General features: G+C 68.4%; 24 protein-coding genes. 14 read left to right on the plus strand and 10 right to left on the minus strand.

What is annotated here, in order from left to right; genetic code table 11:
* Window positions 1-16: 16 nt before the first annotated feature.
* Window positions 17-376 carry an outer membrane protein assembly factor BamE gene (locus tag F787_RS0103640; protein WP_018869993.1) on the minus strand — a complete coding sequence of 120 codons (360 nt, stop codon included), beginning with the start codon at window positions 374-376 and terminating at the stop codon, window positions 17-19.
* A gap of 101 nt (window positions 377-477) precedes the next feature.
* Between F787_RS0103640 and fur the strand changes: the two genes are divergently transcribed.
* A complete protein-coding gene (gene fur / locus F787_RS0103645; protein WP_018869992.1) occupies window positions 478-903 on the plus strand; it encodes a ferric iron uptake transcriptional regulator in 426 nt (141 codons plus the stop codon).
* 36 nt (window positions 904-939) lie between these two features.
* Here fur and recN read toward each other — a convergent pair whose 3' ends face one another.
* Together recN and F787_RS0103655 are read right to left on the minus strand one after the other, a co-directional pair.
* Window positions 940-2604 (minus strand): DNA repair protein RecN, encoded by a 1665-nt coding sequence (recN, locus tag F787_RS0103650; protein WP_028491339.1) that lies wholly within the window; start codon window positions 2602-2604, stop codon window positions 940-942.
* A gap of 1 nt (window position 2605) precedes the next feature.
* Window positions 2606-3484, minus strand: coding sequence for an NAD(+) kinase (locus F787_RS0103655; protein ID WP_028491340.1), 879 nt, complete (start codon window positions 3482-3484; stop codon window positions 2606-2608).
* 115 nt (window positions 3485-3599) lie between these two features.
* Here F787_RS0103655 and hrcA point away from each other — a divergent pair, with 115 nt between their 5' ends.
* The 4 genes from hrcA (at window position 3600) to dnaJ (ending at window position 8681) form a co-directional block, all read left to right on the plus strand.
* Window positions 3600-4661, plus strand: coding sequence for a heat-inducible transcriptional repressor HrcA (gene hrcA, locus F787_RS0103660; protein WP_018869989.1), 1062 nt, complete (start codon window positions 3600-3602; stop codon window positions 4659-4661).
* Between the two features lie 99 nt (window positions 4662-4760).
* Window positions 4761-5339, plus strand: a complete 579-nt coding sequence (grpE, locus tag F787_RS0103665; protein WP_018869988.1) for a nucleotide exchange factor GrpE — start codon at window positions 4761-4763, stop codon at window positions 5337-5339.
* 124 nt (window positions 5340-5463) lie between these two features.
* Window positions 5464-7398 (plus strand): molecular chaperone DnaK, encoded by a 1935-nt coding sequence (gene dnaK / locus F787_RS0103670; RefSeq protein ID WP_028491341.1) that lies wholly within the window; start codon window positions 5464-5466, stop codon window positions 7396-7398.
* Between the two features lie 137 nt (window positions 7399-7535).
* Entirely contained in the window at window positions 7536-8681 is a 1146-nt protein-coding gene (dnaJ, locus tag F787_RS0103675) for a molecular chaperone DnaJ (protein ID WP_028491342.1), read from the plus strand.
* A 24-nt stretch (window positions 8682-8705) separates the two neighbouring features.
* Here dnaJ and F787_RS0103680 read toward each other — a convergent pair whose 3' ends face one another.
* From F787_RS0103680 to epmB, 3 genes are read right to left on the minus strand one after another with little or no spacing between them, the layout of a single operon-like run.
* Window positions 8706-10772, minus strand: coding sequence for an EAL domain-containing protein (locus F787_RS0103680; protein WP_028491343.1), 2067 nt, complete (start codon window positions 10770-10772; stop codon window positions 8706-8708).
* Window positions 10773-10790: 18 nt separating this feature from the next.
* Window positions 10791-12656: a hypothetical protein gene (locus F787_RS0103685; protein ID WP_028491344.1), complete on the minus strand. Its 1866-nt coding sequence runs from the start codon at window positions 12654-12656 to the stop codon at window positions 10791-10793.
* A 42-nt stretch (window positions 12657-12698) separates the two neighbouring features.
* A complete protein-coding gene (gene epmB, locus F787_RS0103690) occupies window positions 12699-13757 on the minus strand; it encodes an EF-P beta-lysylation protein EpmB (protein WP_051245995.1) in 1059 nt (352 codons plus the stop codon).
* Between the two features lie 100 nt (window positions 13758-13857).
* Here epmB and efp point away from each other — a divergent pair, with 100 nt between their 5' ends.
* A complete protein-coding gene (gene efp / locus F787_RS0103695; protein WP_018869982.1) occupies window positions 13858-14421 on the plus strand; it encodes an elongation factor P in 564 nt (187 codons plus the stop codon).
* Between the two features lie 10 nt (window positions 14422-14431).
* Window positions 14432-15412: an EF-P lysine aminoacylase EpmA gene (epmA, locus tag F787_RS0103700; protein ID WP_028491346.1), complete on the plus strand. Its 981-nt coding sequence runs from the start codon at window positions 14432-14434 to the stop codon at window positions 15410-15412.
* Window positions 15413-15430: 18 nt separating this feature from the next.
* Here the strand turns inward: epmA and asd are convergent, their stop codons facing one another.
* Entirely contained in the window at window positions 15431-16294 is an 864-nt protein-coding gene (gene asd / locus F787_RS0103705) for an archaetidylserine decarboxylase (RefSeq protein ID WP_028491347.1), read from the minus strand.
* An 84-nt stretch (window positions 16295-16378) separates the two neighbouring features.
* Between asd and prmB the strand changes: the two genes are divergently transcribed.
* Window positions 16379-17272: a 50S ribosomal protein L3 N(5)-glutamine methyltransferase gene (prmB, locus tag F787_RS0103710; protein ID WP_018869979.1), complete on the plus strand. Its 894-nt coding sequence runs from the start codon at window positions 16379-16381 to the stop codon at window positions 17270-17272.
* 9 nt (window positions 17273-17281) lie between these two features.
* Here prmB and F787_RS0103715 read toward each other — a convergent pair whose 3' ends face one another.
* Both F787_RS0103715 and F787_RS0103720 read right to left on the minus strand, forming a co-directional pair.
* Window positions 17282-17743 (minus strand): rhodanese-like domain-containing protein, encoded by a 462-nt coding sequence (locus F787_RS0103715; protein ID WP_028491348.1) that lies wholly within the window; start codon window positions 17741-17743, stop codon window positions 17282-17284.
* Window positions 17744-17765: 22 nt separating this feature from the next.
* On the minus strand, window positions 17766-18314 hold the full coding sequence (locus F787_RS0103720; RefSeq protein ID WP_081694076.1) for a heme-binding protein: 549 nt from the start codon (window positions 18312-18314) through the stop codon (window positions 17766-17768).
* 94 nt (window positions 18315-18408) lie between these two features.
* Here F787_RS0103720 and aroC point away from each other — a divergent pair, with 94 nt between their 5' ends.
* The 6 genes from aroC to greA all read left to right on the plus strand — a co-directional run bounded on the left by aroC (window position 18409) and on the right by greA (window position 26663).
* The gene (gene aroC, locus F787_RS0103725) at window positions 18409-19515 is read left to right on the plus strand and encodes a chorismate synthase (RefSeq protein WP_028491350.1); all 1107 of its coding nucleotides are present in this window, start codon (window positions 18409-18411) and stop codon (window positions 19513-19515) included.
* Between the two features lie 119 nt (window positions 19516-19634).
* Window positions 19635-20801 carry an MFS transporter gene (locus F787_RS0103730; protein WP_028491351.1) on the plus strand — a complete coding sequence of 389 codons (1167 nt, stop codon included), beginning with the start codon at window positions 19635-19637 and terminating at the stop codon, window positions 20799-20801.
* A gap of 55 nt (window positions 20802-20856) precedes the next feature.
* Entirely contained in the window at window positions 20857-21651 is a 795-nt protein-coding gene (gene dapB / locus F787_RS0103735) for a 4-hydroxy-tetrahydrodipicolinate reductase (protein ID WP_026300755.1), read from the plus strand.
* Between the two features lie 92 nt (window positions 21652-21743).
* On the plus strand, window positions 21744-22877 hold the full coding sequence (carA, locus tag F787_RS0103740; protein WP_018869973.1) for a glutamine-hydrolyzing carbamoyl-phosphate synthase small subunit: 1134 nt from the start codon (window positions 21744-21746) through the stop codon (window positions 22875-22877).
* 73 nt (window positions 22878-22950) lie between these two features.
* On the plus strand, window positions 22951-26187 hold the full coding sequence (gene carB, locus F787_RS0103745) for a carbamoyl-phosphate synthase large subunit (protein WP_028491352.1): 3237 nt from the start codon (window positions 22951-22953) through the stop codon (window positions 26185-26187).
* Window positions 26184-26663, plus strand: a complete 480-nt coding sequence (gene greA, locus F787_RS0103750; protein WP_018869971.1) for a transcription elongation factor GreA — start codon at window positions 26184-26186, stop codon at window positions 26661-26663. Before carB ends, greA begins: the two co-directional genes overlap by 4 nt.
* On the opposite strand, the gene yhbY is transcribed toward greA, so the two are convergent.
* Complete coding sequence (yhbY, locus tag F787_RS0103755; protein ID WP_019589319.1) at window positions 26656-26958, minus strand: ribosome assembly RNA-binding protein YhbY; 303 nt, start codon at window positions 26956-26958, stop codon at window positions 26656-26658. The genes greA and yhbY overlap by 8 nt on opposite strands.
* Between the last annotated feature and the right edge of the window lie 35 nt (window positions 26959-26993).

Here is a 26993-nt window from a genome sequence, read left to right on the forward strand (position 1 = left end):
GGCCCGCCCGTCTCCCTCAGTCGTCCATGTCCACCGGGTGGTCCTCCAGGGCGACCGGCTGCGGCACGTCGGAGTCGATGTAGGCGACCACGCCGTCCTGGAAATACACGCTCACGCGCTGGCGTTCGGTGGGGCCGATCCCCGGACGCCGGTAATAGACATAGTCCCAGCGGTCCTCGCTCTTGAAGGCCGCGTCCAGTTGCGGCGTCCCCAGCAGGAAACGCACCTGGCCGGGCGTCATGCCGGGCTGGACTCGCGCCACGTCGGTGGCGTCGATCACGTTGCCCTGCTGCACGTCGAGACGGAACTGGTTAAAGCCACTGCACGCGGTAAGCGTGCTTGCGGCGACCGCGATAGTAATGAGAATCTTGTACATCGAGCGCGCGGGACCTTGAACGAGTCTGGAAACGCGCATGGTACACCAAAGCATCCGGTGGCTCTCAATGCCCGGAGCCCGACGCGATGCAGGGATCGTGCATGGAAACGAGCAATCTCAAGAAGGCCGGTCTGAAAGTCACGCTGCCGCGGATGAAGATCCTGGAGATCCTGGATCAGTCGGAGACGCGGCATCTCACGGCCGAGGCGATCTACCGCGAGCTGCTGGATTCCGGCGAGGAGATCGGCCTGGCCACGGTGTATCGCGTGCTTACGCAGTTCGAGGCCGCCGGCCTGGTCTGCCGGCTCCATCTGGAGGGCAACCAGGCGGTGTTCGAGCTGGAGCGCGGCGGCCACCACGACCACATCGTCTGCAACCAGTGCGGGCGGGTCGAGGAGTTCTACGACGAGACCATCGAACAGCGTCAGCAGCAGATCGCCTCGGACTACGGGTTTTCGATCCGGGATCATGCCCTGGTGCTGTACGGCGACTGCAACGACGAGGCCTGCCCCCGCCGCCCCGCCTGAACCCTCTCCCCACCGGACTTCGCCGGGGGAGTCGTCTCAGTCCCCGGGCGTTTCCAGCAGCTCCCGTGCGTGGGCGCGGCTGCTCTCGGTGAGGGCACTGCCGCCGATCAGGCGGGCCAGGGCGTCTACCCGGTCTTCGTGATCGAGACGCCGGATGCCGGTGCGGGTGTGATCCTCGGCCGTGGTCTTGGCCACTTCCAGCTGATGATGGGCCTGTGCGGCGACCTGCGCGAGATGGGTGACGCACAGCACCTGGTGGCGTTCCCCCAGCCGCCGCAGCTTGCGCCCGACGACCTCGGCCACCGCGCCGCTGATGCCCGAATCGACCTCGTCGAAGATCAGGGTGGGCACGGTCTGTTGCTGGCTCGCGAGCACCTGCAGGGCCAGGCCGATACGCGACAGTTCGCCGCCCGATGCCACCCGGGCCAGCGGCTGCGGGGTCTGGCCGGGGTTGGCGGCGACGCGGAATTCCACCCGGTCGGCGCCATGGGCGCGCAGTTCGTCGTCGGGTTCCACGGCGATCTCGAAACGTCCGCCGGCCATGCCCAGTTCCTGCATGGTCTCGGTGACAGCGGTCTCGATGCGCCGCGCGGCCTGCTCGCGTGCGCGGGTGAGTTCCGCCGCGGCGTCTTCCAGCGCGGAACGCGCCTGCGTGGCTCGGGTTTCCAGTTCTTCCACCGTGCGGTCCCCGGATTCCAGATGCTCCAGTTCGTCCATCAGGCGCCGGTGCAGGCCGGGCAGTTCCTCCGGTTCGACCCGGTGCTTGCGCGCCAGACGCAGGTACTCCCCCAGTCGCGCATCCAGCTCCGCCAGGCGCTGCGGGTCGGGGTCGATGTCCTCGGCCAGCCGGCGCAGGGTGTCCCCGGCCTCGTCGATCTGGATGCGGGCCGACTCCAGCAGCTCGATCCCGGGCTGCAGGCGGTCGTCATGGCGGGCCGCCTCCTGCAGCCGGTGCAGCATCTGGCCGAGCAGGGCATCCAGCCCGTTGTCCTCGCCGATGGTGGCGTCGGCGGCCTGGAGGGCCTGCAGGACCTCGGTGCCGTGCGCCAGCCGGCTCTGTTCGGTGGAGAGCTCGGGGTATTCGTCGGGTTCCGGCGCCAGTTCGGCCAGTTCGCCGGTCTGAAAGCGCAGCAGGTCCAGCCGGTCACCGGCTTCGGCCAGCTCCGCACGGGCCTTTTCCAGGGCGCTGCGGGCCTCGCGCCATTGCTGGAAGGCGGTAGACACCGCATGGCACAGGGGCGCCTCGACAAAGCCGTCCAGCCAGGCCCGCTGGGTATCGCGCCCGAGCAGCTGCTGATGGGCATGCTGCCCGTGGATGTCGACCAGCCACTGGCCCAGTTCCCGCAGCTGGGTAACGGTTGCGGGGCGCCCGTTGATCCAGGCGCGGCTCTTGCCCTGGCGCGTCAGCACGCGGCGCAGCAGGAGCGGGTCGCCGTCCTCGCCGGCCAGACCGGCCTCGGTTAGCCAGGCATGCGCCGGGCTGTTGTCCGGCAGTTCGCATTCGGCGCCCAGCTCGGCCTGTTCGGCACCCTCGCGCACCATGGAGGCGTCGGCGCGGTCGCCCAGCAGCAGGCCGACCACGTCAACCAGGATGGACTTGCCGGCGCCGGTCTCGCCGGTCAGCGCGTTGAGGCCGTCGTCGAGCTCGAGTTCGAGTTCGTCGACGATGGCGAAATCGCGGATGTGGATCAGGCGCAGCATGTCAGGGCTGTTCTCCCCAGCGCAGCTTGGAACGCAGCATGCGCAGGAACTGGTGATTGTGCGGGTGGATCAGGGTCATGCCGTATTCGCGGCGGCGGATGCGCAGGCGGTCGCCGGGCCCGAAGTCGACGTTCTCCTGACCGTCCAGCGCGACCTGTGCCGGCGAGCGGCTGTCGGGGGACAGCTGGATCTCGATGACCGAATCACCGCCCACCACCAGCGGGCGGTGGTTCAGGCTGTGCGGCGCGACCGGGACGATCACCATGCCGTCCATCTGCGGGGTGAGGATGGGGCCGCCGGCCGACAGGGCGTAGGCGGTGGAGCCGGTGGGCGTGGCAACCACCAGTCCGTCGGCACGCAGGCGCCCGACGTCCACGCCATCGATGGTGGTGTCGAACTCGATGATGCGCACCACGCTGAGTACGTGCAGCACGGCGTCGTTGACCGCGACCCCGGTGTGCACGGTCACGCCGTCGCGCACCACTTCGGCCTCCAGCATGGAGCGCGGTTCCAGCACGTAGGCGCCGTCCAGGACCTCCCCCAGTTCCTCCGGCGCGGTATCGGGGGATACGTCGACCAGGAAGCCCAGGCGGCCGAGATTGATCCCCAGCAGCGGCGTGCCGATCCCGGCGGTGACCCGGGCGGTCGCCAGCAGGGTGCCGTCGCCGCCGATCACGATCAGCAGGTCGGCTTCGCGCGCCAGCTCGCCGACCGGCCGGATCGGTACGTCGGCCGGGCGCTGGAAGCCCTCGATGTCGGCCTCCATCAGTATGTGTCGCTCGCGCTCGCACAGCAGCTGTACCAGCCGCTCCACCAGCGGAGCGGTGCGCGGGTCGTTGGCCTTGCCGATCAGGCCGACGGTCTTGAACTCTGGCATCATGCCGGCATTATCCGGAAAACGGGGCGGTCCTGCACGCGGCCGCTTGACGGCGGGGCGCGGTCCCCGAACACTTGGACGGTTGTGGCACTCGTCCGGAAGGAGCGCTGACAGAAACATGAACGACTCGTCGATTCAGCTGGATGCCCGCGAGCGGACCCTGCTGCGGACGCTGATCGAGAGCTATATCAGCGATGGTCAGCCGGTGGGGTCCCGCAACCTCGCGCGCGCCTCGGGCCTCAAGGTGAGCGCCGCGACGGTGCGCAACGTGATGGCCGATCTCGAGGATCGTGGCCTGATCCAGGCGCCGCACACCTCGGCCGGGCGGGTTCCGACCACCGCCGGCTACCGGCTGTTCGTCGACAGCCTGCTGGAGGTGCGCAAGCCCAGTCGCGAGCAGATCGATGCGATCGAATCGCGCTTCGATCCCGGCGCCTCCACCCAGGACCTGCTGGACAGCGCCAGCAGCGTGCTGTCCCAGGTAACGCGCATGGCCGGGATGGTGCGGCTGCCGCGGCATCGCAACGTCGCGTTGTCGCAGATCGAGTTCCTGCGGCTGGGCGAGGGCCGGGTGCTGGCGATCCTGGTGATCGACGGCCGCGAGGTGCAGAATCGCGTCCTCGAACTGGAGCGGGACTTCAGTCAGGACGACCTGCAGCGCATGGCCAATTATCTCAACGCGCATCTCGCGGGGAAGAGCCTGCATACGGTGCGCGCCGAACTCCTGCGGGAAATGCGCGAGGTGCGCGACGACCTGGACGCGCAGATGCTGGCCGCCATCGACCTGGGCGAACAGGCGCTGGGCGACGAGGACCCCGACGATGTCGTCGTGGCCGGCCAGACCCAGCTGCTGGGCTACGAGGAGCTTTCCGACATGGAGCGCCTGCGGCAGCTGCTGGAAGCGTTCAACGAGAAGCGCGAGATCCTCGGCATCCTCGACCAGTGCATCCGCGGCGACCGGGTGCAGATCTTCATCGGCCGCGAGTCGGGTCTCGACTGGTTCGAGAACTGCTCGGTGGTGACCGCGCCCTACAGCGTGGAAGGCGAGGTGGTGGGTGTGCTGGGTGTGATCGGCCCGACGCGCATGTCCTACGACCGGGTCGTGCCCATCGTGGACGTCACCGCACGATTGCTGGGCTCGGCCTTGAATGTGCGCGGGGAATCCCCAGACTCCCAGTAAACACCGCGAAGGCGGGGCCGCGAGCCCCGCCTTCCTGCTTGTGCGCCGGCGACAGGCGGCGCCCGTCCGAACAACACTCGATACGAACGCGAGGGAAGCATGTCCGAACAGCCGGAATCCCGGGAAACCCCCGAAAACGAAGCGCAGGAGTCGCCCTCCCCCGAGGAACAGGAAGCGGCCGCGGCGGCCGGCGAGGCCGATCGCATCCAGGAGCTGGAGGCGCTGGCCGAGGAGCGGCGCGACCAGGCCCTGCGCGCGCAGGCCGAGCTGGAGAACCAGCGCCGGCGCTTCGAACGCGAGCTGGAGAACGCGCACAAGTATGCGATGGAGAAATTCGCCTCCGAGATGCTGGAGGTCTGTGATTCCCTGGAGATGGGGCTGCAGGCCGCGCGCGAGTCGCAGGACGTGGACCGCGTCATCGAGGGCGTGGACCTGACCCTCAAGAACCTGCACAAGGTCTTCGACAAGTTCGGCATCCAGGCCGAGGAGCCCACCGGCGAGCGTTTCGATCCGGAGCGCCATCAGGCGATGTCGATGCAGGAGGATCCCGAGCAGCCGCCGAACACCGTGGTCGCGACCATGCAGAAGGGTTACATGCTGCAGGACCGGGTCCTGCGTCCGGCGATGGTCATGGTCTCGAAGGCGCCCAGTTCCCCGGGCATCGACGAGAACGCCTGACCACTCGCCGGTCACGAATTCCGGCCGGGGCGGTTGAAAAGGCCGCCACGGCCCCCAGATCACCGTACAAACGGGCAGGGGCGTCCCCTGTGCCGCGAACTTTCAATTTCAGGAGAATTCAGCCATGGGCAAGATGATCGGAATCGACCTCGGGACCACCAACTCCTGCGTCGCCGTGATGGAAGGCGACCAGGCCAAGGTCATCGAGAACGCCGAGGGCGCGCGCACCACGCCATCCATCGTCGCGTTCAGTGAAGATGGCGAGGTGCTGGTCGGCCAGGCCGCCAAACGCCAGGCGGTGACCAACCCGCACAACACCATCTTTGCGGCCAAGCGCCTGATCGGCCGCAAGTTTGACGAGGGCGAAGTGCAGAAGGACATCGACCTCGTCTCCTACAGCATCGTCAAGGCCGACAACGGTGACGCCTGGGTCGAGGTGCAGGGCAAGAAGATGGCCCCGCCGGAGATCTCCGCGCGCGTGCTGCAGAAGATGAAGAAGACCGCCGAGGATTACCTCGGGGAAGAGGTGACCGAAGCGGTCATCACCGTGCCGGCCTACTTCAACGACTCGCAGCGCCAGGCGACCAAGGACGCCGGCAAGATCGCCGGGCTGGAGGTCAAGCGCATCATCAACGAGCCGACGGCCGCCTCGCTGGCCTACGGCATGGACAAGCAGCGCGGTGACCGCAAGATCGCGGTGTACGACCTGGGCGGTGGTACCTTCGACATCTCGATCATCGAGATCGCCGAGGTGGACGGCGAGCACCAGTTCGAGGTGCTGGCGACCAACGGCGATACCTTCCTCGGTGGCGAGGACTTCGACAATCGCCTGATCGACTACCTGGCCGACGAGTTCAAGAAGGACCAGGGCATCGACATCAAGGGCGATCCGCTGGCCATGCAGCGCGTGAAGGAGGCCGCCGAAAAGGCGAAGATCGAGCTGTCCTCCGCGCAGCAGACCGAGGTCAACCTGCCGTACATCACGGCCGACAATACCGGGCCCAAGCACCTGGCGATCAAGGTCACCCGGGCCAAACTGGAGAGCCTGGTCGAGGACCTGATCCAGCGCTCCATCGAGCCCTGCAAGGTCGCGCTGAAGGACGCCGGCCTGTCCGCCTCCGAGGTGGACGACGTGATCCTGGTCGGCGGTCAGACCCGCATGCCCAAGGTGCAGGAAGCGGTCTCCGGCTTCTTCGGCAAGGATGCGCGCAAGGACGTGAACCCGGACGAGGCGGTTGCGGTCGGCGCCGCGGTGCAGGCCGGCGTGCTGGGCGGCGACGTCAAGGACGTGCTGCTGCTGGACGTGACCCCGCTGTCGCTGGGCATCGAGACCATGGGCGGCGTGATGACCAAGCTGATCGAGAAGAACACCACCATCCCGACCCGGGCGCAGCAGGTGTTCTCCACCGCCGAAGACAACCAGACCGCGGTGACCGTGCACGTGCTGCAGGGCGAGCGCGACATGGCCAGCGCCAACAAGTCGCTGGGCCGCTTCGACCTGCAGGACATCCCGGCGGCGCCGCGCGGCGTGCCGCAGATCGAGGTCACCTTCGACATCGACTCCAACGGCATCCTGAACGTCTCGGCCAAGGACAAGGCGACCGGCAAGGAGAACAAGATCGTCATCAAGGCCTCCTCCGGCCTGTCCGAGGACGAAGTCGAGCAGATGGTCAAGGACGCCGAGGCCCATGCCGAAGAGGACAAGAAGTTCCAGCAGCTGGTGCAGGCGCGCAACCAGGCCGATGCCATGGTGCACTCCGCCGAGAAGTCGCTCAGTGATCTGGGCGATCAGGTCTCCGACGAGGAACGCTCCGAGATCGAGTCGGCGGTGAGCGAGGTCAAGACCGCGATGGAAGGCGACGACGCCGAGGCCATCGAGCAGGCCACGCAGAAGCTGACCGAAGCCTCCGGCAAGATCGCCGAGAAGGCCTACGCGCAGCAGGGCGGTGACGCCGGGGCGGCCGATGCCTCCGGGGAAGCCGGTGGCCAGCAGCAGGGCGACGACGTGGTCGACGCCGAGTTCGAGGAAGTCGACGACAACGACAAGAAGGACGGCTGATCGGCCGTGGCCGGCCGGCCACGCGCCGGCCGGTTTCCCTTGCCAGCCACCACGCCCGGGCCCGCGCATGCGCGAACCCGGGCGCTTTCGTTCCCGGCAACGGCTGAACGCCCCGGACCATCCGCAGGAAAACGATCATGGCAAAACGCGATTACTACGAGGTGCTGGGGGTGTCGAAGGACGCCTCCGCCGCCGACATCAAGAAGGCCTTTCGCCGTCTGGCGATGAAGTATCACCCCGACCGCAACCCCGGGGATGAAGATGCCGAGGCCCGTTTCAAGGAGGCCCGCGAGGCCCACGACGTCCTCAGCGACGACCAGAAACGGGCGGCCTACGACCGCTACGGCCACGCCGGCGTGGACGGTTCGGCCGCCGGCGGCTTCGGCGGCGGTGCCGGAGGGTCCAACTTCAGCGACATCTTCGAGGACATCTTCGGCGACATCTTTGGTGGCGGCGGCGGTCGCGGCGGGCAGCGTGCCTACCGCGGCTCCGATCTGCAGTACAACCTCGAGCTGACGCTGGAGGAAGCCGTGTTCGGCACGGAGGTGCAGATCCGCATTCCCACGACCAGCAGCTGCGAGGCCTGTGACGGCTCGGGCGCGGAACCGGGCACCTCCACCGAAACCTGCCCGACCTGTAATGGCATGGGGCAGGTGCGCATCCAGCAGGGATTCTTCTCGGTGCAGCAGACCTGCCCGCGCTGCCACGGCAGCGGACGTATCATCCCTACGCCCTGCAAGGCCTGCGGCGGTCAGGGCCGGGTGCAGGAGCAGAGCACCCTGGACGTCAAGGTCCCTGCCGGAGTGGACACCGGCGACCGCATCCGCCTGTCCGGACAGGGCGAGGCGGGCCTCAACGGCGGCCCGCCGGGGGACCTCTACGTGCAGGTGCGGGTCAAGCCGCACCAGCTGTTCCGCCGCGATGGCAACGACCTGCACTGCGAGGTCCCGATTTCCTTCGCCACCGCCGCGCTGGGCGGCGAGCTGGAGGTGCCGGCGCTGGACGGCCGGGTGAACCTCAAGATCCCGCCGGAGACCCAGAGCGGCAAGCAGTTCCGGGTCAGCGGCAAGGGCGTGAAATCGGTGCACGGCGGCGGCGTGGGTGACCTGATCTGTCGCGTGGTGGTGGAGACGCCGGTCAACCTGACCAAACGGCAGAAGGAACTGCTGCAGGAATTCGAAGAAGAGACCCGGGCCGGCGGCACCAAGCACAGCCCCAAGGAACACTCCTTCTTCGACGGGGTCCGCTCGTTCTTCGACGACTTGAAGTTCTGGTCGAAATAGGGCCGGGAGCCGGCCCCGAGCGCGTCAGACGGACTCGAAGTCGAAGTCCGGCTCGGGCATCGGGGCCTGCAGGAAGAAGCCCTGCACCAGGTTGACGTTCAGGCCGTACAGCACGGCCAGCGCCGAGGCGTCCTCGATGTGGGGGACGATGACCTGCTTGCCCTTGGCGTGGGCGGCCTCGGTATATTCGCGGATCGTCTCCTGGTTTTCCTCGCTTTCGGCGAGGTTCTTGACGAACGAGGCGTCCAGCTTGATGTGGTCGGCATCCAGGTGCTGCAGCAGCTGGAACGGCTTGAGGCCGTTGCCGAAATCGTCCACGCACAGGTGACCGTGCATTTCCTTCAGCCCGCGGCCCACGTTCATCGCCGGCTTGAGATGGGTGACGATGGTCGGTTCCTTGAGTTCCACCACCACGTTGTCCGCGGGGATGCGCAGGGCGTGCAGATCGCCGTTCAGCCAGGTCAGGACGGACGGGTCGCCCAGCGAACCGTTGGTCAGCTTGAGGAAGAACTGCGTGCGCGAGTCCTTCTTCAGCTGCCGGGCCAGCACCGCCAGGGCGTGGCGCAGGATCCAGCGGTCGATCCGGGTCGCCACTTCGGTGCGTTCGGCACTGGGCAGGAATTCCACCGGCTCGTGTACCGTGCCGTCGGCGTCCAGCAGGCGTACGAACACGCTGTAGCGCGGCCGGTCGGCGCCGTGCAGGTTGACCACCGGCTGATAGCGCAGCTCCAGACGGTTCTCTTCCAACGCCTCGAGGATGCGGTTCTTCCATTGCTGATCCAGCTGCGCCTGGGTCAGCTCGCCCTCGGCGGGACGGTAGAATCGATGGGTGCCGCCACCGGCCTTCACCGCGTCTTCCAGTGCACGGTCGGTCTGCGCCAGCAGTTCCTCGGTATCCGGCGCGGTCTCGTCGGCGATGACCCCGCCGGCCGAAACGCTGCCATGGGTGGACAGCGTGCCCACCTCGAACACCCGCGAGGCGATGGCCTCCTGCAGTGCATCCAGGCGTTCTTCCGCGGCGGCCTGCTGGGCTTCGGGCAGCAGCACACCGAAGCGTTCGGCCTCCAGTCGTGCGACCACCGCGGTTTCCGGGAAATGGCTCTCGATGATCTGGCCGACGTCGGCCAGCATCAGGTCGGCCCCGGACATCCCGGCGTTGGCGCGGATTTCGGGGAAATGGTCCACCGCCACGGTCAGCAGGGCGAAGGGCTTTTCGGTTTCCGCGGCCCGCGTGCGCGTGGTTTCGATGGCGTCCTGGAAGTACTGCCGGTTGTACAGGCCGGTGACCAGGTCGCGCTGTGACAGATAGTCGATCTTCTGCGCCAGCTCCTTGTCTTCGCCGGAGCTGAGCTGGACCTGGGTCGCGGCCTCGCCTTCCACGGTCGTGGAGGACAGGTGCAGCTCCGCCTCGAAGGCCTCGCCGTCCATCGTGCGCAACTGGAAACGTTGCGCCATGGCCTCCTCGCTGCCCTCCTGGTAGCTGCGCAGGAAGCGCTTGAGGTCGTCGCGGCTGTCCGGCGCGACCAGATCCATCAGCGGCAGGCCCTCGATGTCGTCGGGATCGTCAACGCCGAAGCGTTCGCGCCAGGAGGCGTTGGCGTACACATGCATGCCGTCATGGATGTAGGCGATGGCGTCGCGCGAGTTGTCCAGCAGCAGCTGGCTGCGCCGCTCGGACTCCTGCAGCGAGTTTTCCAGGCGCTTGATCTTCTGGCGCAGATGCAGCGAGTCGGCCGCACGCAGGGTCAGGATCGCGGTGAGCTCCACCAGCTGATGGTCCACCACGGCGAATACACCGGCCTCGTAGTCGGGCAGGCGTTCCTCCTCCGGGCGTTCCGTCATCAGGACCAGGGGAGTGCGCCGGCCGCTGGACTGCAGGGCCGCATCCACGTCGCTGCGCGCCAGATTCAGCCCGGGTTCGGTGAAGACGACGACCTCGAAGCGGGTTTCCCGCAGCGCCGCGGTCAGGCCCTCGCCGTCATCGACCTGCTCCGGGCGAACCGCGCAGCCACGCGACCGGATGCTGCTGATGACCTGCTCCGCCAGGTTGGGATTGGCGGTCACGAAGAGGACGCGAATGGATTCGATCATGGAAGTGGGGGCACTCGGTTAATGCGGGTCCAGGGAGAGCGCGTCTCCCGCATCCGGGGTTCCCGGCTCGTCCGTCGGGGCTTCATCCAGCTCGATATCGGTCATGCGGCAGCCGACTTCGGTGAACAGTGTAGTGCCCGTGCGCTCTGCGTCCAGCGCCAGTACGCGTGCGCGGCCGTTGAGCCAGACGACCAGGCGATTTTCGTGATCGAATTCCTGTGCCGGCAGGAACAGCGCCGCTCCGTCCTGGCCCACGCGCACCGGCGTGAACAGGCCCGGTCGGGCCTCACGGATCGCACGACCGGCGCGGAAGAGCTGGATCAGTACCGGCATGCAGCGCTGTGCCAGGTACTCCACGCCAATGCTGATCTCGTCGTCGGTTTCGAAACGGATCCAGCGCAGCACGCCGACGGTCCAGCCGATCTGTTCCGGGTCCTGTTCCCGCAGTCCGACCAGGTCGCCGATCAACAGGGTCTGTTGCGGGTTCTGCAGGCGCAGACGAACCCCGCCCGCGCCAATGTCCTCGACCTGCCAGTGCTCGGGCTGCTGACGCTTGACGATGGGGGCCTGCGGCTCTTCGTGGTCGGCGATCTCGAGACCACGACCGACATCTTCCCATGCGTGTCCGGCGCGGTCGGTGCCACGGTCGGCCAGCGGACGGGGGTCATCGTCGGGCTCGGTCGCATGCGGTTCGTCGGACAGGCTGAGGCCGCTGTCGGCACGCGCGGCCTCCGACATCCGGATGACGTTCACGGTGGCCGGCCGCCCGTCCGGGTGAACGTCGTCGTCACCGGTGTCGGGGACCGCGGCGTCGGTCGGGGCAGGGCGTGCGGGGCCCTTGCGGCTGTCCAGCGCGGCCTGCATGTAGGCCTGGATGCGGGTCAGGCCGAACAGGCAGTAACGCTGTTCGTCGGCCGTCTCGCGCGAGTGGCGACGGGTCGGCAGCCGCGACCACAGGCGCAGCATGCGTTCGGCCAGCGTGCGACCGTCAGCCCGGCGTGCGGGGTCCAGCGATTCGGGCTGGTTGCGCAGGGCTTCGAGCAGGGGGCCGAGTTCGACATGCGTGCTGTTTTCTCCGGCCGGCAGGCTGCGCAGGGCCAGGCCGGGCGGGTGGTCGGTGTCCAGATCCGCGCGCAGGACCGGGAGGTCAGGGTGTTCTTCGGGGCTCGGGGCCTCGCTGCAGGCGACCGGGAGGTCGGCGATCCAGCGGGCCAGGAGGTCGATGTCGCCGATTTCCAGGGCATTGACGCCGGTGCTGCCGAGCACGAACAGGCGTGCCGTGGTGGCATCGATCGAATCCGGGCCGAGCGGGCTGATTGCGGTCTGGCGCAGGGCCTTTTGCCGATCCACCCCCAGCTCGCGGGCGAACCACAGCAGACCGTAGATCTGTCGCCACAGGCCCCGCGGAAGTGGCTGGTACAGCCGCCAGTGATGGATGGCCAGCGCGGTCAGGGCGTCCACCGCCGCCTGCAGGTGCGGGGTGGCCTTCTCGCGTGAGGCCTTGTTGCCGGGCACGCTGACCGGGGTCAGCAGCAGATGCATGTTCGCCAGTTCGCGCAGCGCGTCACCGAAGATCCGGGCACGGTGCAGGCTGCGTTCGGCCAGTGGCAGTGGCCGCCGACGCAGGCCTCGTTCCACCTCCGGGATCAGGGGCAGCAGGTGTTCCTCGATGATGTCCGCGAGTTCGTCCCGCACGCCGGGCTTGAGCGCGACCCGGTTGAGGGAGCCGAGAACGGCGCAGAGCTTTTCGATGGCCGCCTCGCGGTCGGCGCGGGGCAGATCTTCGCACCACGTACGCAGGGCCCTGACCGTGTGCGGCGGGAAACCCTCCGGCTCGGGTTCGGTCTCGGGCAGGGGTGGAAAGACGGCATCCGAATCGATCATGGTCTGTTCCGGAAAGTGGGAAGATCCCCTGAAGGTACCCGATCAAAAGTCAGGGTAAAAGTCGGGGAATGACGTTTCGCCGTCAGCCGGTATTCCGGGGCTCGGGGTTTTGCCCGGTTCGCCGGCGATTTCGCGCACTCGGCGCGGCAGCAGGTAGCCCGGGAGTCGGCGGTGCATTTCCCGGTAAATGGCGGCGGCGCGGTCCGGAGGTACCTCGAAGTGCGCGGTGCCGCGGGTGCGGTCCAGGCAGTGCAGGTAATACGGCAGTACGCCGTGGCGAAAACCGCTCTCCTGCAGTTCGACCAGGGTGTCGGCGTCGTCGTTGACGCCGGCGAGCAGCACGGCCTGATTGAGCAGGGTGATGCCGATCGCCCGCAGGCGTTCCAGCGCGCGATCGGCCGGGGCCGCGAATTCGCGCGGGTGGTTGGCATGCAGCACCACCACGTGCTGCAGGCGCCCCTGCCCCAGCCAGCCCAGCAGGGCGTCGTCCACCCGCTCCGGCAGCACCACCGGCAGGCGGGTGTGGATGCGCAGGCGTTCGAGGTGGGGAATGGCTTCCAGACGCGCCACCAGCCGCGCCAGCCGGGTGTCGGACTGGCTCAGGGGGTCGCCGCCGCTGAGGATGACCTCGTGGATGTCGGGGTGCGCCGCGAGATAGTCCAGTGCCGGGCCCCAGTCGTCGCGCGCCGGGTTGTGGTCGGCGTAGTCGAACTCGCGCCGGAAGCAGTAGCGACAGTGGATGGCGCAGGCCCCGGTGGTCAGCAGCAGGGCGCGTCCGGCGTACTTGTGCACCACGCCCGGAGCCGCCAGCGCGTCATGGTCGCCGACCGGGTCGGCGACGAAGCCGGGCACCTCGTCGGTCTCTTCCGCCAGCGGAAGCACCTGGCGCAGCAGTGGATCCTTCGGTTCGCCGGGCACGATGCGGGCGAGCCAGCTCTCCGGTACCCGGATCGGGAAGCTGGCGTGTCCGGCCTGCATCCCGGGCAGGTGCTCCGGGGCGAGGGACAGGCGCCGGGCGAGGGTGGCCGGGTCGCGGATTGCGGTGGCCAGCGCGCGCTGCCAGGGGGGCGTATGGGTTGCCGGCGGCGTACGCGTTATCATGATCGGATTTTTGGGCATGGTCGGTTCCCGGCGGGACGGCCGGCCCGCGTCGTTTGAACGGCTGGAAGAACTGGCTGGAAACCTTCGAGGACTACGCGCAATGGCAACCTACAGTACCAACGAATTCAAGGGCGGTCTCAAACTCCTGCTGGACGGCGACCCGATGTCCATCGTCGAGAACGAGTTCGTCAAGCCGGGCAAGGGGCAGGCCTTCAACCGCGTGAAGCTGCGCAACCTGCGCACCGGGCGCGTGGTGGAGAAGACCTTCAAGTCGGGCGAGTCGGTGGAAGCCGCCGACGTGCTCGAGACCGAGATGCAGTATCTCTACAACGACGGCGAGTTCTGGCACTTCATGACCCCGGAGAGCTTCGAGCAGTATGCGGTGAGCAAGGCCGCACTCAATGGCTCCGACCAGTGGCTGAAGGAACAGGACATGTGCACCGTGACCCTGTGGAACGGCGAGCCGCTGTCGGTGGAGGCCCCGGCCTTCGTCGAGCTGCAGATCACCCAGTGCGACCCGGGCATCCGCGGCGACACCGCCCAGGGCGGGACCAAGCCGGCCACGCTGGAGACCGGCGCGGTGGTCAAGGTGCCGCTGTTCGTCGAGGAGGGTGAAACCATCAAGGTGGACACCCGCAAGGGTGAATACGTCTCGCGCGTCTGAACCGGCGTTCGTGTCGGACTGGCGGCCGCGGGCCGCCGGGGCCCGCGTGGCCCGGGCCCGCCTGCTGGCCGAACTGCGGGGCTTCTTTACGCGCCGCGGCGTGCTGGAGGTGGAGACCCCGATCCTCGGTCGGGGCACGGTCCTCGACCCCGCCATGGAGAGCTGGCACGCGCAGGCCGGCGATGGCGCCGGCGGGCGCATGGAGGGCTGGCTGCAGACCTCGCCGGAATACCCGATGAAGCGCCTGCTGGCGGACGGGGCGGGCGACATCTACCAGTTCGCCCGGGTGTTCCGTGGCGGCGAAAGCGGTGCCCGCCACAACCCCGAGTTCAGCCTGCTGGAATGGTATCGCCTCGGGCTCGACGACCGGGCGCTGGCCGACGAGGTGGTGACCCTGCTGCAGGAGGTCGCTGCGGCGGACCCGGCCTGGCACGCGCCCGACCCGGAGCCGCGGGTGGTGGCCTATCCGGATCTGCTGCACGAGGCGCTGGGCGTCGACGCGCTGAACGACGACGCGGCGCGCCTGCAGGCCGTGGCCGCGGAGCGCGGCCTGACCGTCCACGGCGAACTGGACCGCGACGCCTGGCTGGATGCTTTGGTGTCCCTGTGCGTGGTGCCCGGGTTTCCGCCGGGGCGCATCACCATCCTGCACGACTACCCCGAGAGCCAGGCGATCCTCGCCCGGCGCAGTCGCCAGCGTCCCGGCTGCGCCGCGCGCTTCGAGGTCTACTGGGGCGATCTGGAACTGGCCAACGGCTATTTCGAGCTGACCGACCCGGTGGAATTCCGCCGGCGCCGCGAGCAGGACCGGGCGCGGCGGCGCGCGCGCGGCCAGCCGGAACCCGCGGCCGATCCGTTCCTGGAGGCTGCGCTGGAGGCGGGACTGCCCGACTGCGCCGGGGTGGCGCTGGGGGTGGACCGCCTGCTGATGCGCCTGCTGGGCGAGGACGATATCCGGCGGGTGATCGATTTCCCCTGGGGATGCGCCTGAAGCGCCCGCGGCGGCGGCTCAGTCCCGGTCGGTGTAACGCCCCAGGGCGCTGCGCACCCGCACCTCGGTTTCGGGCGTCAGCGCCGGGTCCAGTTCCAGCGGCCCGGGGGGCAGCAGCAGGACCACCGACGAACCCAGGTTGAAGCGGCCCATCTCCGCGCCGCGCTCCAGTGCGATGTCGCGCTCCGGCCAGGTCACGCAGCTGGCCTCGCGGGCCGCGGGCGGCGTGATCTCCCCGGCCCATACGGTCTCGATCGAGCCCACGTTCTGGGCGCCGATCAGGGCCGTCGCCATAGGGCCGAAGCGGGTGTCGAACAGCGCCACCACGCGCTCGTTGCGGGCGTAGATGCGCGGCACGTGGCGCACGATGCGCGGGGCCACCGAAAACAGCCGACCGGGGACATGGATCGCGTGGGTCAGGGTGCCGTCCAGCGGCATGTGCAGGCGGTGGTAGTGGCGCGGGGACAGATACAGCGTGACGAAATGCCCGTCGCGAAACGGCACCGCGAGGTCGTTCTCGCCGCCCAGCAGTTCTTCCACCGAATAGTCGTGCCCCTTGGCCTGGAAGATGCGCCCGGCCTCGATGCGCCCGCTGGCGCTGACCCGGGCATCCGCCGGGCTGACCACGGTCGCGGCGTCGCCCTCCAGCGGGCGTACCCCGTCGCGCAGGGCGCGGGTGAACAAGGCGTTGAAGCTGGGGTAGGCGGCGATGTCCGGCTCCGCGGCCTCGCTCATGTCGAGCTCGAAGCGGCGGACGAAGGCACGCAGCAGCGGCTGGACGCGCGGGGATTCGATGCGGGCCAGCCGGTGCACCAGCCGCGACAGGGCGTGATGGGGCAGGGCGCGGGACAGGCGGGCAAGCCAGGGATCGACGGCGCTCATGGGGTTCTCGTGGCGTGGGATCGGGTGCATGATGCCGCTCCCGGTTTATCATGACGACCCTTCAACCCTTCCCGGAGTGTGAAAATGGAACCCGGTACCGGTCTGCTCACCCTGCGCGACTTCATTCGCTACGGCGCGTCGCAGTTCCGCGCGGCGGGACTGGCCTTCGGGCACGGCACCGACAATGCCTTCGACGAGGCGGCCTGGCTGACCCTGCACGCGCTGCATCTGCCGCTGGACCTGGAGGCCCACTGGTGGGACAGCCGGCTGACCGAGGCGGAGCGCGAACGGGTCGAGGGCCTGCTGCGCGAGCGCATCCAGTCGCGCAAGCCGGCGGCCTATCTCACGCGCGAGGCGTGGTTCGCCGGGCTGCCCTTCCATGTCGACGAGCGGGTGCTGGTGCCGCGCTCGCCGTTCGCCGAGCTGATCGAGTCGGGGTTCGAGCCGTGGGTGGACCCGGACGGGGTGGAGCGCGTTCTGGATCTGGGCACCGGGGCGGGCTGCATCGGCATCGCCACCGCGCTGGTCTTCCCGCAGGCGCAGGTGGATCTGGCCGACATCTCGCCGGATGCCCTGGCGGTAGCGCGCGACAACGTGGCGCGCTTCGAGCTGGAGGGCCGCGTCCGGCTGGTGCAGAGCGACGTGTTCGAGGGGCTGGGTCCGGAGGATCGCTATGATCTGATCGTGACCAACCCGCCCTACGTGGACGCCCGCGACATGGCCGATCTGCCGGACGAATACCGCCACGAGCCGGAACTGGGCCTGGCGGCCGGGGACGACGGCCTCGACATCGTGCGCCGCATCCTCGCCGGGGCGCGTCGCCACCTGACCGACGACGGCGTGCTGATGGTGGAGGTGGGCAACAGTCAGGAGGCGGTGGAGGATGCCTTCCATGACATCCCGATGGTCTGGCTGGATTTCGAGGCCGGTGGCCACGGGGTGTTCGTGGTGCGGGCGCAGGACCTGCCCCCCGCCTGAGGTCCGCCTTCAGCACTGCTCCCAGGGCAGGCCGTGATAGCGCCAGCCGCCTACGGTGGAGCGGTGGTGCTGCTCGTCCAGCGGGCCTTCGAAGCCCTCCTCGACCGAATACACGTTGTGCATCCCGGCCTGCAGCAGGGCCTCGGCGGCCGCCAGGGTACGCTTGCCGCTGCGGCAGATCAGGTACACCGACGGGGCGTCCTCGGCGGTGTCCATGGCCCCGCCCAGCAGCAGCTTGCGCACCTGCGGCACGAAGTCCGGGTTCACCGTCCAGTCCGGTTCGTCGATCCACGGGATGTGGATCGCCCCGGCAGGGTGCCCCACGAACAGGAATTCCATGGTCGAGCGAACATCGACCAGCAGATCCCGGGGCCGTTCGCGCAGGCGCTCCCAGGCCTCCACCGGGTGGATGCGCGGGACGCCGGCGCCGGTGTCCGGCGAGTGTCCGTGCGGGTCGGAATGTTCGTTCATGTGATGGTCTCCGGTTGCAGGGTTACATGGCGAAGTCCAGCTCTTCCCGGATCGCCTCCATGCCTTCTTCCGCGCAGGCCCGGTCCAGATCGCCGCCCGGGGCGCCGGAGACCCCCACCGCACCGAGGACACGGCCGGCGGCCTCGATGATGATCGCGCCGTCCAGCATCAGGATGCCGTCAACGTTGTTCATTTCGTCACGGATATCCTCGCGGTTGGCCACGAAGTCACCGGAGTCCAGGCCGGACATGACCGAGGCGCGGGCCTTGTCACCGGCGATCGAGATGGTCTGCGGTGCGGCCCGGTCGTCGCGCATGACGACGCGATCGTTGCCGCTGCGGTCCACCACCACGGCGCTGACCTGGTGTCCGTCGTCGCGGCAGGACTGCACGGTGGCCATCGCCAGCTCCTGGGCCAGGTCCAGGTTCAGGCTGGGCAGCTCGGTGTAGACGTCGGCCGCGGCCGAGCCGCCGAAGCCCAGCATCCCGCTCAGGACGGTGGCCAGGGCGGTGCGGCGGAGCGATTGCAGACGGGTCATGGAGGACTCCTTGCGGTTGAGTGACAGGAGCATAGACGAAAGGACGGCGACGCGGATTCCGGTGGTGGTACCCGGGTCGCTTCCATGGGCGGGCGACATCCCCGGCGGCTGGCGGTAAACTGGCGCCATGTCAGGAAACAGCTTTGGACGACTGTTCGTCGTCACCACATTCGGCGAGAGTCACGGACCGGCCCTGGGCGGGGTCGTGGACGGCTGCCCACCCGGGATCCCGCTCACCGAGGCCGATCTGCAGAAGGACCTGGACCGGCGGCGTCCGGGTCAGTCGCGTCATACCACCCAGCGGCGCGAGCCGGACCAGGTGCGCATCCTGTCCGGGGTGTTCGAGGGCGTGACCACCGGCACCCCCATCGGGTTGCTGATCGAGAATACCGATCAGCGCTCGAAGGACTACGGCGAGATCAAGGACCAGTTCCGGCCGGGACACGCGGACTACACCTATCACCGCAAGTACGGCATCCGCGACTATCGCGGGGGCGGGCGCAGTTCCGCGCGCGAGACCGCGCTGCGGGTGGCGGCCGGCTCGGTGGCGCGGCGCTTTCTCGAGGAGCGCTACGGCATCGCGATTCAGGGCTGGCTGTCGCAGCTGGGGCCGCTGGAGCTGGCGGAGAAGGACCTTGCCCGCACCGAGGAGAACCCGTTCTTCTGCCCGGATCCCGACCGGGTCCCGGAGCTGGAGGAGTTCATGGACCAGCTGCGCAAGTCGGGGGATTCCATCGGGGCGCAGGTGACGGTCGAGGCCCGCGGGGTCCCGGCCGGCTGGGGCGAACCGGTGTTCGACCGCCTGGATGCCGAGCTGGCGCACGCCCTGATGAGCATCAATGCGGTGAAGGGCGTGGAGATCGGCGACGGCTTCGCGAGCGTCGCTCAGCGCGGCACCGAGCACCGTGACGAGATCACCCCGGAGGACGGTTTCCTGTCCAATCATGCCGGGGGCGTGCTGGGCGGGATCTCCACCGGCCAGGCGCTGCGCGCCAACCTGGCGCTCAAGCCGACCTCGTCGATCCGCCTGCCGGGGCGCAGCATCGACACCGCGGGCAAGCCGGTGGAGGTGGTGACCAAGGGGCGTCACGACCCCTGCGTGGGTATCCGTGCCGCCCCCATCGCCGAGGCGATGACGGCGCTGGTGCTGGCCGATCATGCCCTGCGTCACCGCGGGCAGAACGCCGACGTGCCCGATCGCGGGCCGTATCCCGGGGGCTCCTCCGGCACCTGAGCTCGCTGGCCCCGTCGGGGCGCCCGGGGTCGCTGGATGGCCCCTTTCGTCCGTTTTCCCGGCCGCCCCGGGTCCGTCAAGCGCGGGTCCGGGGCGGCCCGTAACCCGTGGTTCCGGTCGTGACGCCCAACCTGCGCCTGTCCAGCTTCTATTTCTTCTACTTCGCCACCATCGGGGCGTTCATGCCCTACTGGGGGCCGTATCTGTCCGAGCTGGGGTTCTCCGGTTCGCAGATCGGCGAGCTGATGGCGATCGTGCTGGCGACCAAGATCATCGCGCCCAACGTCTGGGGCTGGCTGGCGGATCGTACCGGGACCCACATGCCGCTGGTGCGCTCGGGGGCGCTGGCGGGGCTGATTGCCTTCACCGGGGTGCTGCTGTATTCCGGCTACTGGTGGCTGGCGGCGGTGATGGCGGTGTTCAGTTTCTTCTGGAACGCGATCCTGCCGCAGTTCGAGGCCACCACCCTGCGCACCCTGGGACGCGACAGCCACCGCTATGCGCTGGTGCGGCTGTGGGGGTCGGTGGGCTTCATCGTGGCGGTGGCCTCGCTGGGCTGGCTGTTCGACTACATCGACGTGGCCTGGCTGCCGTGGCTGGTGCTGCTGCTGTTCGTCGGCCTGTATGTCAGCACGCTGCAGGTCCCGGAGCCGCCGCGTGACGAGGTGGCCGAGAACAACGTACCGTCGATCGGGAGCGTGCTGCGGCGGCCCGAGGTCATCGGGCTGTTCCTGGCGTGTTTCTTCATGCAGGCGAGTCACGGGCCGTACTATGCGTTCTTCACCCTGTACGTGGAGGAGGCCGGATTCTCCCGCTCCATGGCCGGGCAGCTGTGGGCCCTGGGCGTGCTGGCCGAGGTGTTCCTGTTCCTGATCACGCCGCGGCTGATCCTGCGCTTCGGCGCGTGGTTCCTGGTGACGCTCGCGCTGGTGCTGACCACCCTGCGCTGGTCGCTGCTGGCGGCGGTGCCGGAGTCGCTGCCGATGCTGCTGTTCATCCAGACCCTGCATGCCTTCAGCTACGGGGTGTATCACGCGGCGGCGATCTCGCTGATCCATTATTTCTTCCCCGGCCGGCTGCAGGGGCGCGGGCAGGCGCTTTATTCATCGCTGGCCTTCGGCATCGGGGGTGCGCTGGGCAGTCTGGCCGCCGGCTATCTGTGGGACGGCGTGGGCTCGGCCTCGGTCTACGTGCTGGCCGCGGGGCTGGCGGCAGCCGGGGTGGTGGCCTCGCTGTTCGGTCACTGGCGCCACCGGCGGGTGGCCGCCGGGACCCGGGCGGGCTGACGCATCGCCGGGGCTCGCGTAGGCTTTGTGCAACTGACAGGAGGACGCAACGATCATGATCCGAGTAGCAGTCGCGGGCGCCGCCGGGCGCATGGGGCAGAACCTGGTGCGCGCGGTGGAGGAACACCCGCAGGCGGAACTGGGTGCGGCCAGCGAACGTCCGGGCAGCGAGGCCATCGGCCAGCCGGTGGATGCGGCCGGCCGCGTGCACCTGGTGGAGGATCTGGGCACGGTGACCGGAGATTTCGACGTGCTGATCGATTTCACCCGCCCCGAGGCCACCATGGAGCACCTGGAGATCTGCCGCCGGGCGGGGCGCACCCTGGTGGTCGGCACCACCGGCCTGGATGCCGATCAGGAGGCGGCGCTGCGCGCGGCGGCCGCGGAGCATACGGTCGTGTATGCCCCCAACATGAGCGTGGGCGTCAACCTGACCTTCAAGCTGGTGGAACTGGCGGCACGCGCGCTGGGCGACAGCACCGACGTGGAGATCCTGGAGGCGCATCACCGGCACAAGGTGGATGCCCCGTCGGGCACCGCACTGCGTCTGGGGCGCATCGTGGCCGACACCCTGGGGCGCGACCTGGAGCAGGACGCGGTGTACGGCCGCGAGGGACACACCGGTGCGCGCGAGCGCAGCACCATCGGCTTTGCCACGGTGCGCGGCGGCGACATCGTCGGCGAGCATACCGCGCTGTTCGCCGGCGAGGGCGAACGGGTGGAGATTACCCACAAGGCCTCGGATCGCGGGATCTTCGCCGCCGGCGCGGTGCGTGCGGCGGTGTGGGCCAGCGAACGCGGGCCCGGGCTGTTCGACATGCAGGACGTGCTTGGGCTGCGTGAGCTGTAGCCCCGTCCGCGCGGTCCGTGTTGGACGGGGGTTCGGGCCCTCGCGTACACTGATTCCATCCCTTTCGTAGATGCCCTGCCGGAGGTTCGCCCGTGCCCGCGCCCGCCCTGCTCGTCCTTGAAGATGGCACCGTGTTCCATGGCCAGGCGATCGGCGCCCTTGGCCAGACCGTCGGCGAGGTGGTGTTCAACACGGCCATGACCGGCTATCAGGAGATCCTGACGGACCCCTCCTATGCCCGGCAGATGGTGACCCTGACCTATCCGCATATCGGCAACACCGGCACCACCCCGGAAGACGACGAGTCGTCCCGCGCGCAGGCCGCCGGGCTGATCGTGCGCGACGTGCCGCCGCTGGTGTCGAACTTCCGCTCGCGCGAGTCGCTGCCGGATTACCTGCTGCGCCACGGGATCGTCGCCATTGCCGGCATCGACACCCGGCGGCTGACCCGTCTGCTGCGCGAGAAGGGCGCGCAGAACGGCTGCATCCAGGCCGGCGAGGTGGACGAGTCGGCGGCTCTGGCCGCGGCCCGCGAGTTTCCCGGCATCAAGGGCATGGATCTGGCCCGCGAGGTCACCACGCGCAAGCGCTACGAGTGGCTGGAGGGCACCTGGCAGCTGGGCGGGGAGCCGCGGCAGCTGAGCCCGGAGGCGGCCGAGTATCACGTGGTGGCCTATGACTTCGGCATGAAGCAGAACATCCTGCGGATGATGGTGGATCGCGGCTGCCGGGTGACCGTGGTGCCGGCGGAGACCCCGGCCGCCGAGGTGCTGGAGCTGGCGCCCGACGGGGTCTTCCTGTCCAACGGGCCGGGCGATCCGGAACCCTGTGGCTACGCGATCGAGGCGATCCGTGAATTCTGCGAGCGGCGCCTGCCGCTGTTCGGTATCTGCCTCGGCCATCAGCTGCTGGGCCTGGCCAGCGGCGCGCAGAGCGTGAAGATGAAATTCGGCCACCACGGCGCCAACCACCCGATTCGTCACGAAGCCAGCGGGCGCGTGATGATCTCGTCGCAGAACCACGGGTTCGCGATCGACGAGGACCGGCTCCCGGAGACCCTGACGCCGACCCACCGCTCGCTGTTCGACGGCACCCTGCAGGGCGTCGCGCGGACGGACTGCCCGGCGTTCAGCCTGCAGGGACACCCGGAGGCGAGCCCGGGGCCGCATGACGTGTCCGCGGCGTTCGACGATTTCGTCGAGATGATGCGCGCCGCCCGCGCCTGAGAACCCCGGCGGCGCGCCCGCGTGCCGTCCGCCGAACCCGAATCCTGACCCGACAGCCAGCGAGAGCGGCCTCATGCCCAAGCGTACCGATATCCAGAGCGTCCTGATCCTCGGGGCCGGCCCGATCGTGATCGGCCAGGCCTGCGAGTTCGACTACTCCGGCGCCCAGGCCTGCAAGGCCCTGCGCGAGGAGGGCTACCGGGTGATCCTGGTGAACTCCAACCCGGCGACCATCATGACCGATCCGGAGATGGCCGATGCGGTCTACATCGAGCCGGTGGAATGGAAGACCGTGGAAAAGATCATCGCCGCCGAGCAGCCGGATGCGCTGCTGCCCACGATGGGCGGGCAGACCGCGCTGAACTGCGCGCTGGATCTCTCGCGCGAAGGGGTGCTGGACAAGCACGGGGTGGAGATGATCGGCGCCAACGAGGCGGCGATCGACATGGCCGAGGACCGCGACCATTTCAAGGCGGCGATGGCCGATATCGGCCTGGACACCCCCACCGCCGAGCTGGCGCATTCCTGGGAAGAGGCGCAGCAGATCCAGCCGCGCATCGGCTTTCCGGTGATCGTCCGGCCCTCGTTCACCCTCGGCGGCTCGGGCGGCGGCATCGCCTACAACCGCGAGGAGTTCGAGTACATCGTCAAGAACGGGCTCGACCTCTCGCCAGTCAACCAGGTGCTGCTGGAGGAGTCCGCGCTGGGCTGGAAGGAGTTCGAGATGGAGGTGGTCCGCGATCAGGCGGACAACGCCATCATCATCTGCTCCATCGAGAACGTCGATCCGATGGGGATCCACACCGGGGACTCGATCACCGTGGCCCCGGCGCAGACCCTGACCGACAAGGAATACCAGATCATGCGCGACGCCTCGCTGGCGGTGCTGCGCAAGATCGGGGTGGAGACCGGCGGCTCCAACGTGCAGTTCGCGATCAACCCTGACAACGGGCGCATGATCGTGATCGAGATGAACCCGCGGGTGTCGCGTTCCTCCGCGCTGGCCTCCAAGGCGACCGGCTTCCCGATCGCCAAGGTCGCGGCCAAGCTGGCGGTGGGCTATACCCTGGACGAGCTGAAGAACGAGATCACCGGCGGCCTGACCCCGGCCTCGTTCGAGCCGTCCATCGACTACGTGGTGACCAAGATCCCGCGTTTCACCTTCGAGAAGTTCCCGCAGGCCGAGGCCAGCCTGACCACGCAGATGAAAGCGGTCGGCGAGGCGATGGCCATCGGCCGGACCTTCCAGGAATCCCTGCAGAAGGCGCTGCGCTCGATGGAGACCGGGATGGACGGCCTGGACGAGCGCATCGATCTCGACGCGCCGGATGTGGTGGAGCGCCTGCGCACCGCACTGGCCAACCCGACGCCCGACCAGCTGCTGTACGTGGCGGATGCCTTCCGTCACGGCTTCAGCGTGCAGGACATCTTCGAGCTGACCGCCATCGATCCCTGGTTCCTGGCGCAGATCCAGGAGCTGGTGGATCTGGAAAAGGCGGTGCGCGACCGCATCCTCGGCGAGATCGATGCCGAGGAGATGTACCGGCTGAAGCAGCGTGGTTTTTCCGACCTGCGGCTGGCCCGGCTGCTGAACGAGACCGAGAAGGCCGTGCGCAAGCACCGTCATCGTCTTGGCGTGCGCCCGGTGTACAAGCGGGTGGATACCTGTGCGGCCGAGTTCGCCACCACCACCGCCTACATGTATTCCTCCTACGAGGAGGAGAACGAGGCGGAGCCGAGCGACCGGCAGAAGATCATGGTCCTGGGCGGCGGGCCCAACCGCATCGGCCAGGGGATCGAGTTCGACTACTGCTGCGTGCATGCCGCCCTCGCGATGCGCGAGGACCAGTACGAGACCATCATGGTCAACTGCAACCCGGAGACGGTCTCCACCGACTATGACACCTCGGATCGGCTGTACTTCGAGCCGCTCACGCTGGAGGATGTGCTGGAGGTCGTGGAGACCGAGCGGCCCGCCGGCGTGATCGTGCAGTACGGCGGTCAGACCCCGTTGAAGCTGGCGCGGGACCTGGAGGATGCCGGGGTGCCGATCATCGGCACCAGCCCCGACTCGATCGACCTGGCCGAGGACCGCGAGCGCTTCCAGGCCCTGCTGAACAAGCTGGGGCTCAAGCAGCCGCCGAACCGCACCGCGCGCAGCGAGGAAGAGGCCGAGAAGCTGGCCGACGAGATCGGTTACCCGCTGGTGGTGCGCCCGTCCTACGTGCTCGGAGGCCGCGCGATGGAGATCGTGCGCGACCGCGAGGACCTGCGCGGCTACATGCACAGCGCGGTGTCGGTCTCCAACGAGGCGCCGGTGCTGCTGGACCGTTTCCTCGACGATGCGATCGAGGTCGACATCGACGCCGTCTGCGACGGCCAGGACGTGTTCATCGGCGGGGTGATGGAACACATCGAGCAGGCCGGTGTCCATTCCGGGGACTCCGCCTGCTCGCTGCCGCCGTTCTCGCTGTCGCTGGAGCTGCAGGAGCGCATGGTGGATCAGGTACGCAAGATGGCCGTGGGCCTGCGCGTGGTCGGGCTGATGAATACCCAGTTCGCGATCAAGGGCGACGACATCTACGTGCTGGAGGTCAATCCGCGTGCCTCGCGCACCGTGCCCTACGTGTCCAAGAGCGTCGGCCTGCCGCTGGCCAAGATCGCGGCGCGCTGCATGGCCGGGACCTCGCTGGCCGACCAGGGCGTGGGTGGTGCGGTGTTCCCCGACTACTACTCGGTCAAGGAAGCGGTGTTCCCGTTCGCCAAGTTCCCCGGCGTGGATCCGATCCTCGGGCCGGAGATGAAGTCCACCGGCGAGGTGATGGGGGTGGGCCGCAGCTTCGCCGAGGCCTTCGCCAAGAGTCAGCTGGGCGCGGGCGTGCGGCTCCCCTCCACCGGCAAGGCCTTCGTGTCGGTGCGCGACATCGACAAGCCGGAGGTCATCGGGATCGCGCGTCGGCTGGTGGAGCTGGGTTTCGAGGTGCTGGCGACCCGCGGCACCGCCGGATTGCTGGAAGAGCAGGGCATCGCCGTGACCCGCGTGAACAAGGTCACCGAAGGGCGCCCGCACATCGTCGACATGATCAAGAACGACGAGGTCAGCTTTATCATCAATACCGTGGAAGGCAAGCAGTCGACCGCCGACTCCTACACCATCCGGCGCGAGGCCCTGATGCACAAGGTGGGCTATACCACCACCATCGCCGGGGCCCGGGCCACGGTCCAGGCCCTGGACCATCTGGAGGGCAGCGACGTGTTCCGGCTGCAGTCGCTCCACGAGGAGAACCGAGCAGGAGGGTTGGGTTCATGAAGAAGACACCGCTTACCTTGAATGGCGCCGAGAAGATGAAGGAAGAGCTGCGGCGCCTGAAGGCCGAAGACCGGCCGAAGGTGGTCAACGCGATCGCCGAGGCGCGCGAGCACGGCGATCTGAAGGAAAACGCCGAGTATCATGCGGCGCGCGAGCAGCAGAGCTTCATCGAGGGGCGTATCCGCGAGCTGGAGGCGACCCTGTCGAATGCGGAGATCATCGACGTGACCGCGCTGCCGCAGACCGGCAAGGTGGTGTTCGGCACCACGGTGGTGCTGGAGGCCACCGAGGACGGGCGCGAGGTCACCTACAAGATCGTCGGCGACGACGAGGCCGACATCAAGCAGAACATGATCTCGGTATCCTCGCCGATCGCCCGGGCGCTGATCGGCAAGGAAGAGGGCGACATCGTGACCGTTCAGGCACCCGGAGGCGAGACGGAATACGAGATCCTCGAGGTGCGCTACGTCAACTGACGGGGTCGAGACTGACCTTCGGCGCTTCGGGGTTGCGCCGGAACAGGGTGGCCACATGCCCGATGCGCTGAACCAGCTCCGCGCCGGTGCGCTCGCACATGTCGTGGACGACCTCGGCGCGGGTGTCGCGGTCGCCGATCCCGACCTTCACCTTGACCAGTTCGTGGTGGGCCAGCGCCTGTTCCAGCTCGGCCAGTACGGCCTCGGACAGGCCATGACGGCCAAGGGTCACGACGGGCTTGCGCGGGTGGGCCAGGCTGCGCAGATGGCGGCGTTGCGCGTCAGTCAGATTCACGGGAGGCTTGCTTCGTTTTGAAACGTTACGAGTGT

Source organism: Thioalkalivibrio sp. ALE19, from assembly GCF_000428605.1.
In the GTDB taxonomy this organism is placed as follows: domain Bacteria; phylum Pseudomonadota; class Gammaproteobacteria; order Ectothiorhodospirales; family Ectothiorhodospiraceae; genus Thioalkalivibrio.

Excerpts from the sequence above, each read along its gene's own strand:
- dnaK (WP_028491341.1), top strand. The coding sequence starts at position 5,464 with ATGGGCAAGATGATCGGAATCGACCTCGGGACCACCAACTCCTGCGTC.
- fur (WP_018869992.1), top strand. The coding sequence starts at position 478 with ATGGAAACGAGCAATCTCAAGAAGGCCGGTCTGAAAGTCACGCTGCCG.
- F787_RS0103685 (WP_028491344.1), bottom strand. The coding sequence starts at position 12,656 with ATGATCGATTCGGATGCCGTCTTTCCACCCCTGCCCGAGACCGAACCC.
- F787_RS0103715 (WP_028491348.1), bottom strand. The coding sequence starts at position 17,743 with ATGAACGAACATTCCGACCCGCACGGACACTCGCCGGACACCGGCGCC.
- efp (WP_018869982.1), top strand. The coding sequence starts at position 13,858 with ATGGCAACCTACAGTACCAACGAATTCAAGGGCGGTCTCAAACTCCTG.
- asd (WP_028491347.1), bottom strand. The coding sequence starts at position 16,294 with ATGAGCGCCGTCGATCCCTGGCTTGCCCGCCTGTCCCGCGCCCTGCCC.
- aroC (WP_028491350.1), top strand. The coding sequence starts at position 18,409 with ATGTCAGGAAACAGCTTTGGACGACTGTTCGTCGTCACCACATTCGGC.
- epmB (WP_051245995.1), bottom strand. The coding sequence starts at position 13,757 with ATGATAACGCGTACGCCGCCGGCAACCCATACGCCCCCCTGGCAGCGC.
- hrcA (WP_018869989.1), top strand. The coding sequence starts at position 3,600 with ATGAACGACTCGTCGATTCAGCTGGATGCCCGCGAGCGGACCCTGCTG.
- F787_RS0103655 (WP_028491340.1), bottom strand. The coding sequence starts at position 3,484 with ATGATGCCAGAGTTCAAGACCGTCGGCCTGATCGGCAAGGCCAACGAC.
- F787_RS0103720 (WP_081694076.1), bottom strand. The coding sequence starts at position 18,314 with ATGCTCCTGTCACTCAACCGCAAGGAGTCCTCCATGACCCGTCTGCAA.
- prmB (WP_018869979.1), top strand. The coding sequence starts at position 16,379 with ATGGAACCCGGTACCGGTCTGCTCACCCTGCGCGACTTCATTCGCTAC.
- F787_RS0103680 (WP_028491343.1), bottom strand. The coding sequence starts at position 10,772 with ATGATCGAATCCATTCGCGTCCTCTTCGTGACCGCCAATCCCAACCTG.
- grpE (WP_018869988.1), top strand. The coding sequence starts at position 4,761 with ATGTCCGAACAGCCGGAATCCCGGGAAACCCCCGAAAACGAAGCGCAG.
- recN (WP_028491339.1), bottom strand. The coding sequence starts at position 2,604 with ATGCTGCGCCTGATCCACATCCGCGATTTCGCCATCGTCGACGAACTC.
- dnaJ (WP_028491342.1), top strand. The coding sequence starts at position 7,536 with ATGGCAAAACGCGATTACTACGAGGTGCTGGGGGTGTCGAAGGACGCC.
- dapB (WP_026300755.1), top strand. The coding sequence starts at position 20,857 with ATGATCCGAGTAGCAGTCGCGGGCGCCGCCGGGCGCATGGGGCAGAAC.
- carB (WP_028491352.1), top strand. The coding sequence starts at position 22,951 with ATGCCCAAGCGTACCGATATCCAGAGCGTCCTGATCCTCGGGGCCGGC.
- greA (WP_018869971.1), top strand. The coding sequence starts at position 26,184 with ATGAAGAAGACACCGCTTACCTTGAATGGCGCCGAGAAGATGAAGGAA.
- F787_RS0103640 (WP_018869993.1), bottom strand. The coding sequence starts at position 376 with ATGTACAAGATTCTCATTACTATCGCGGTCGCCGCAAGCACGCTTACC.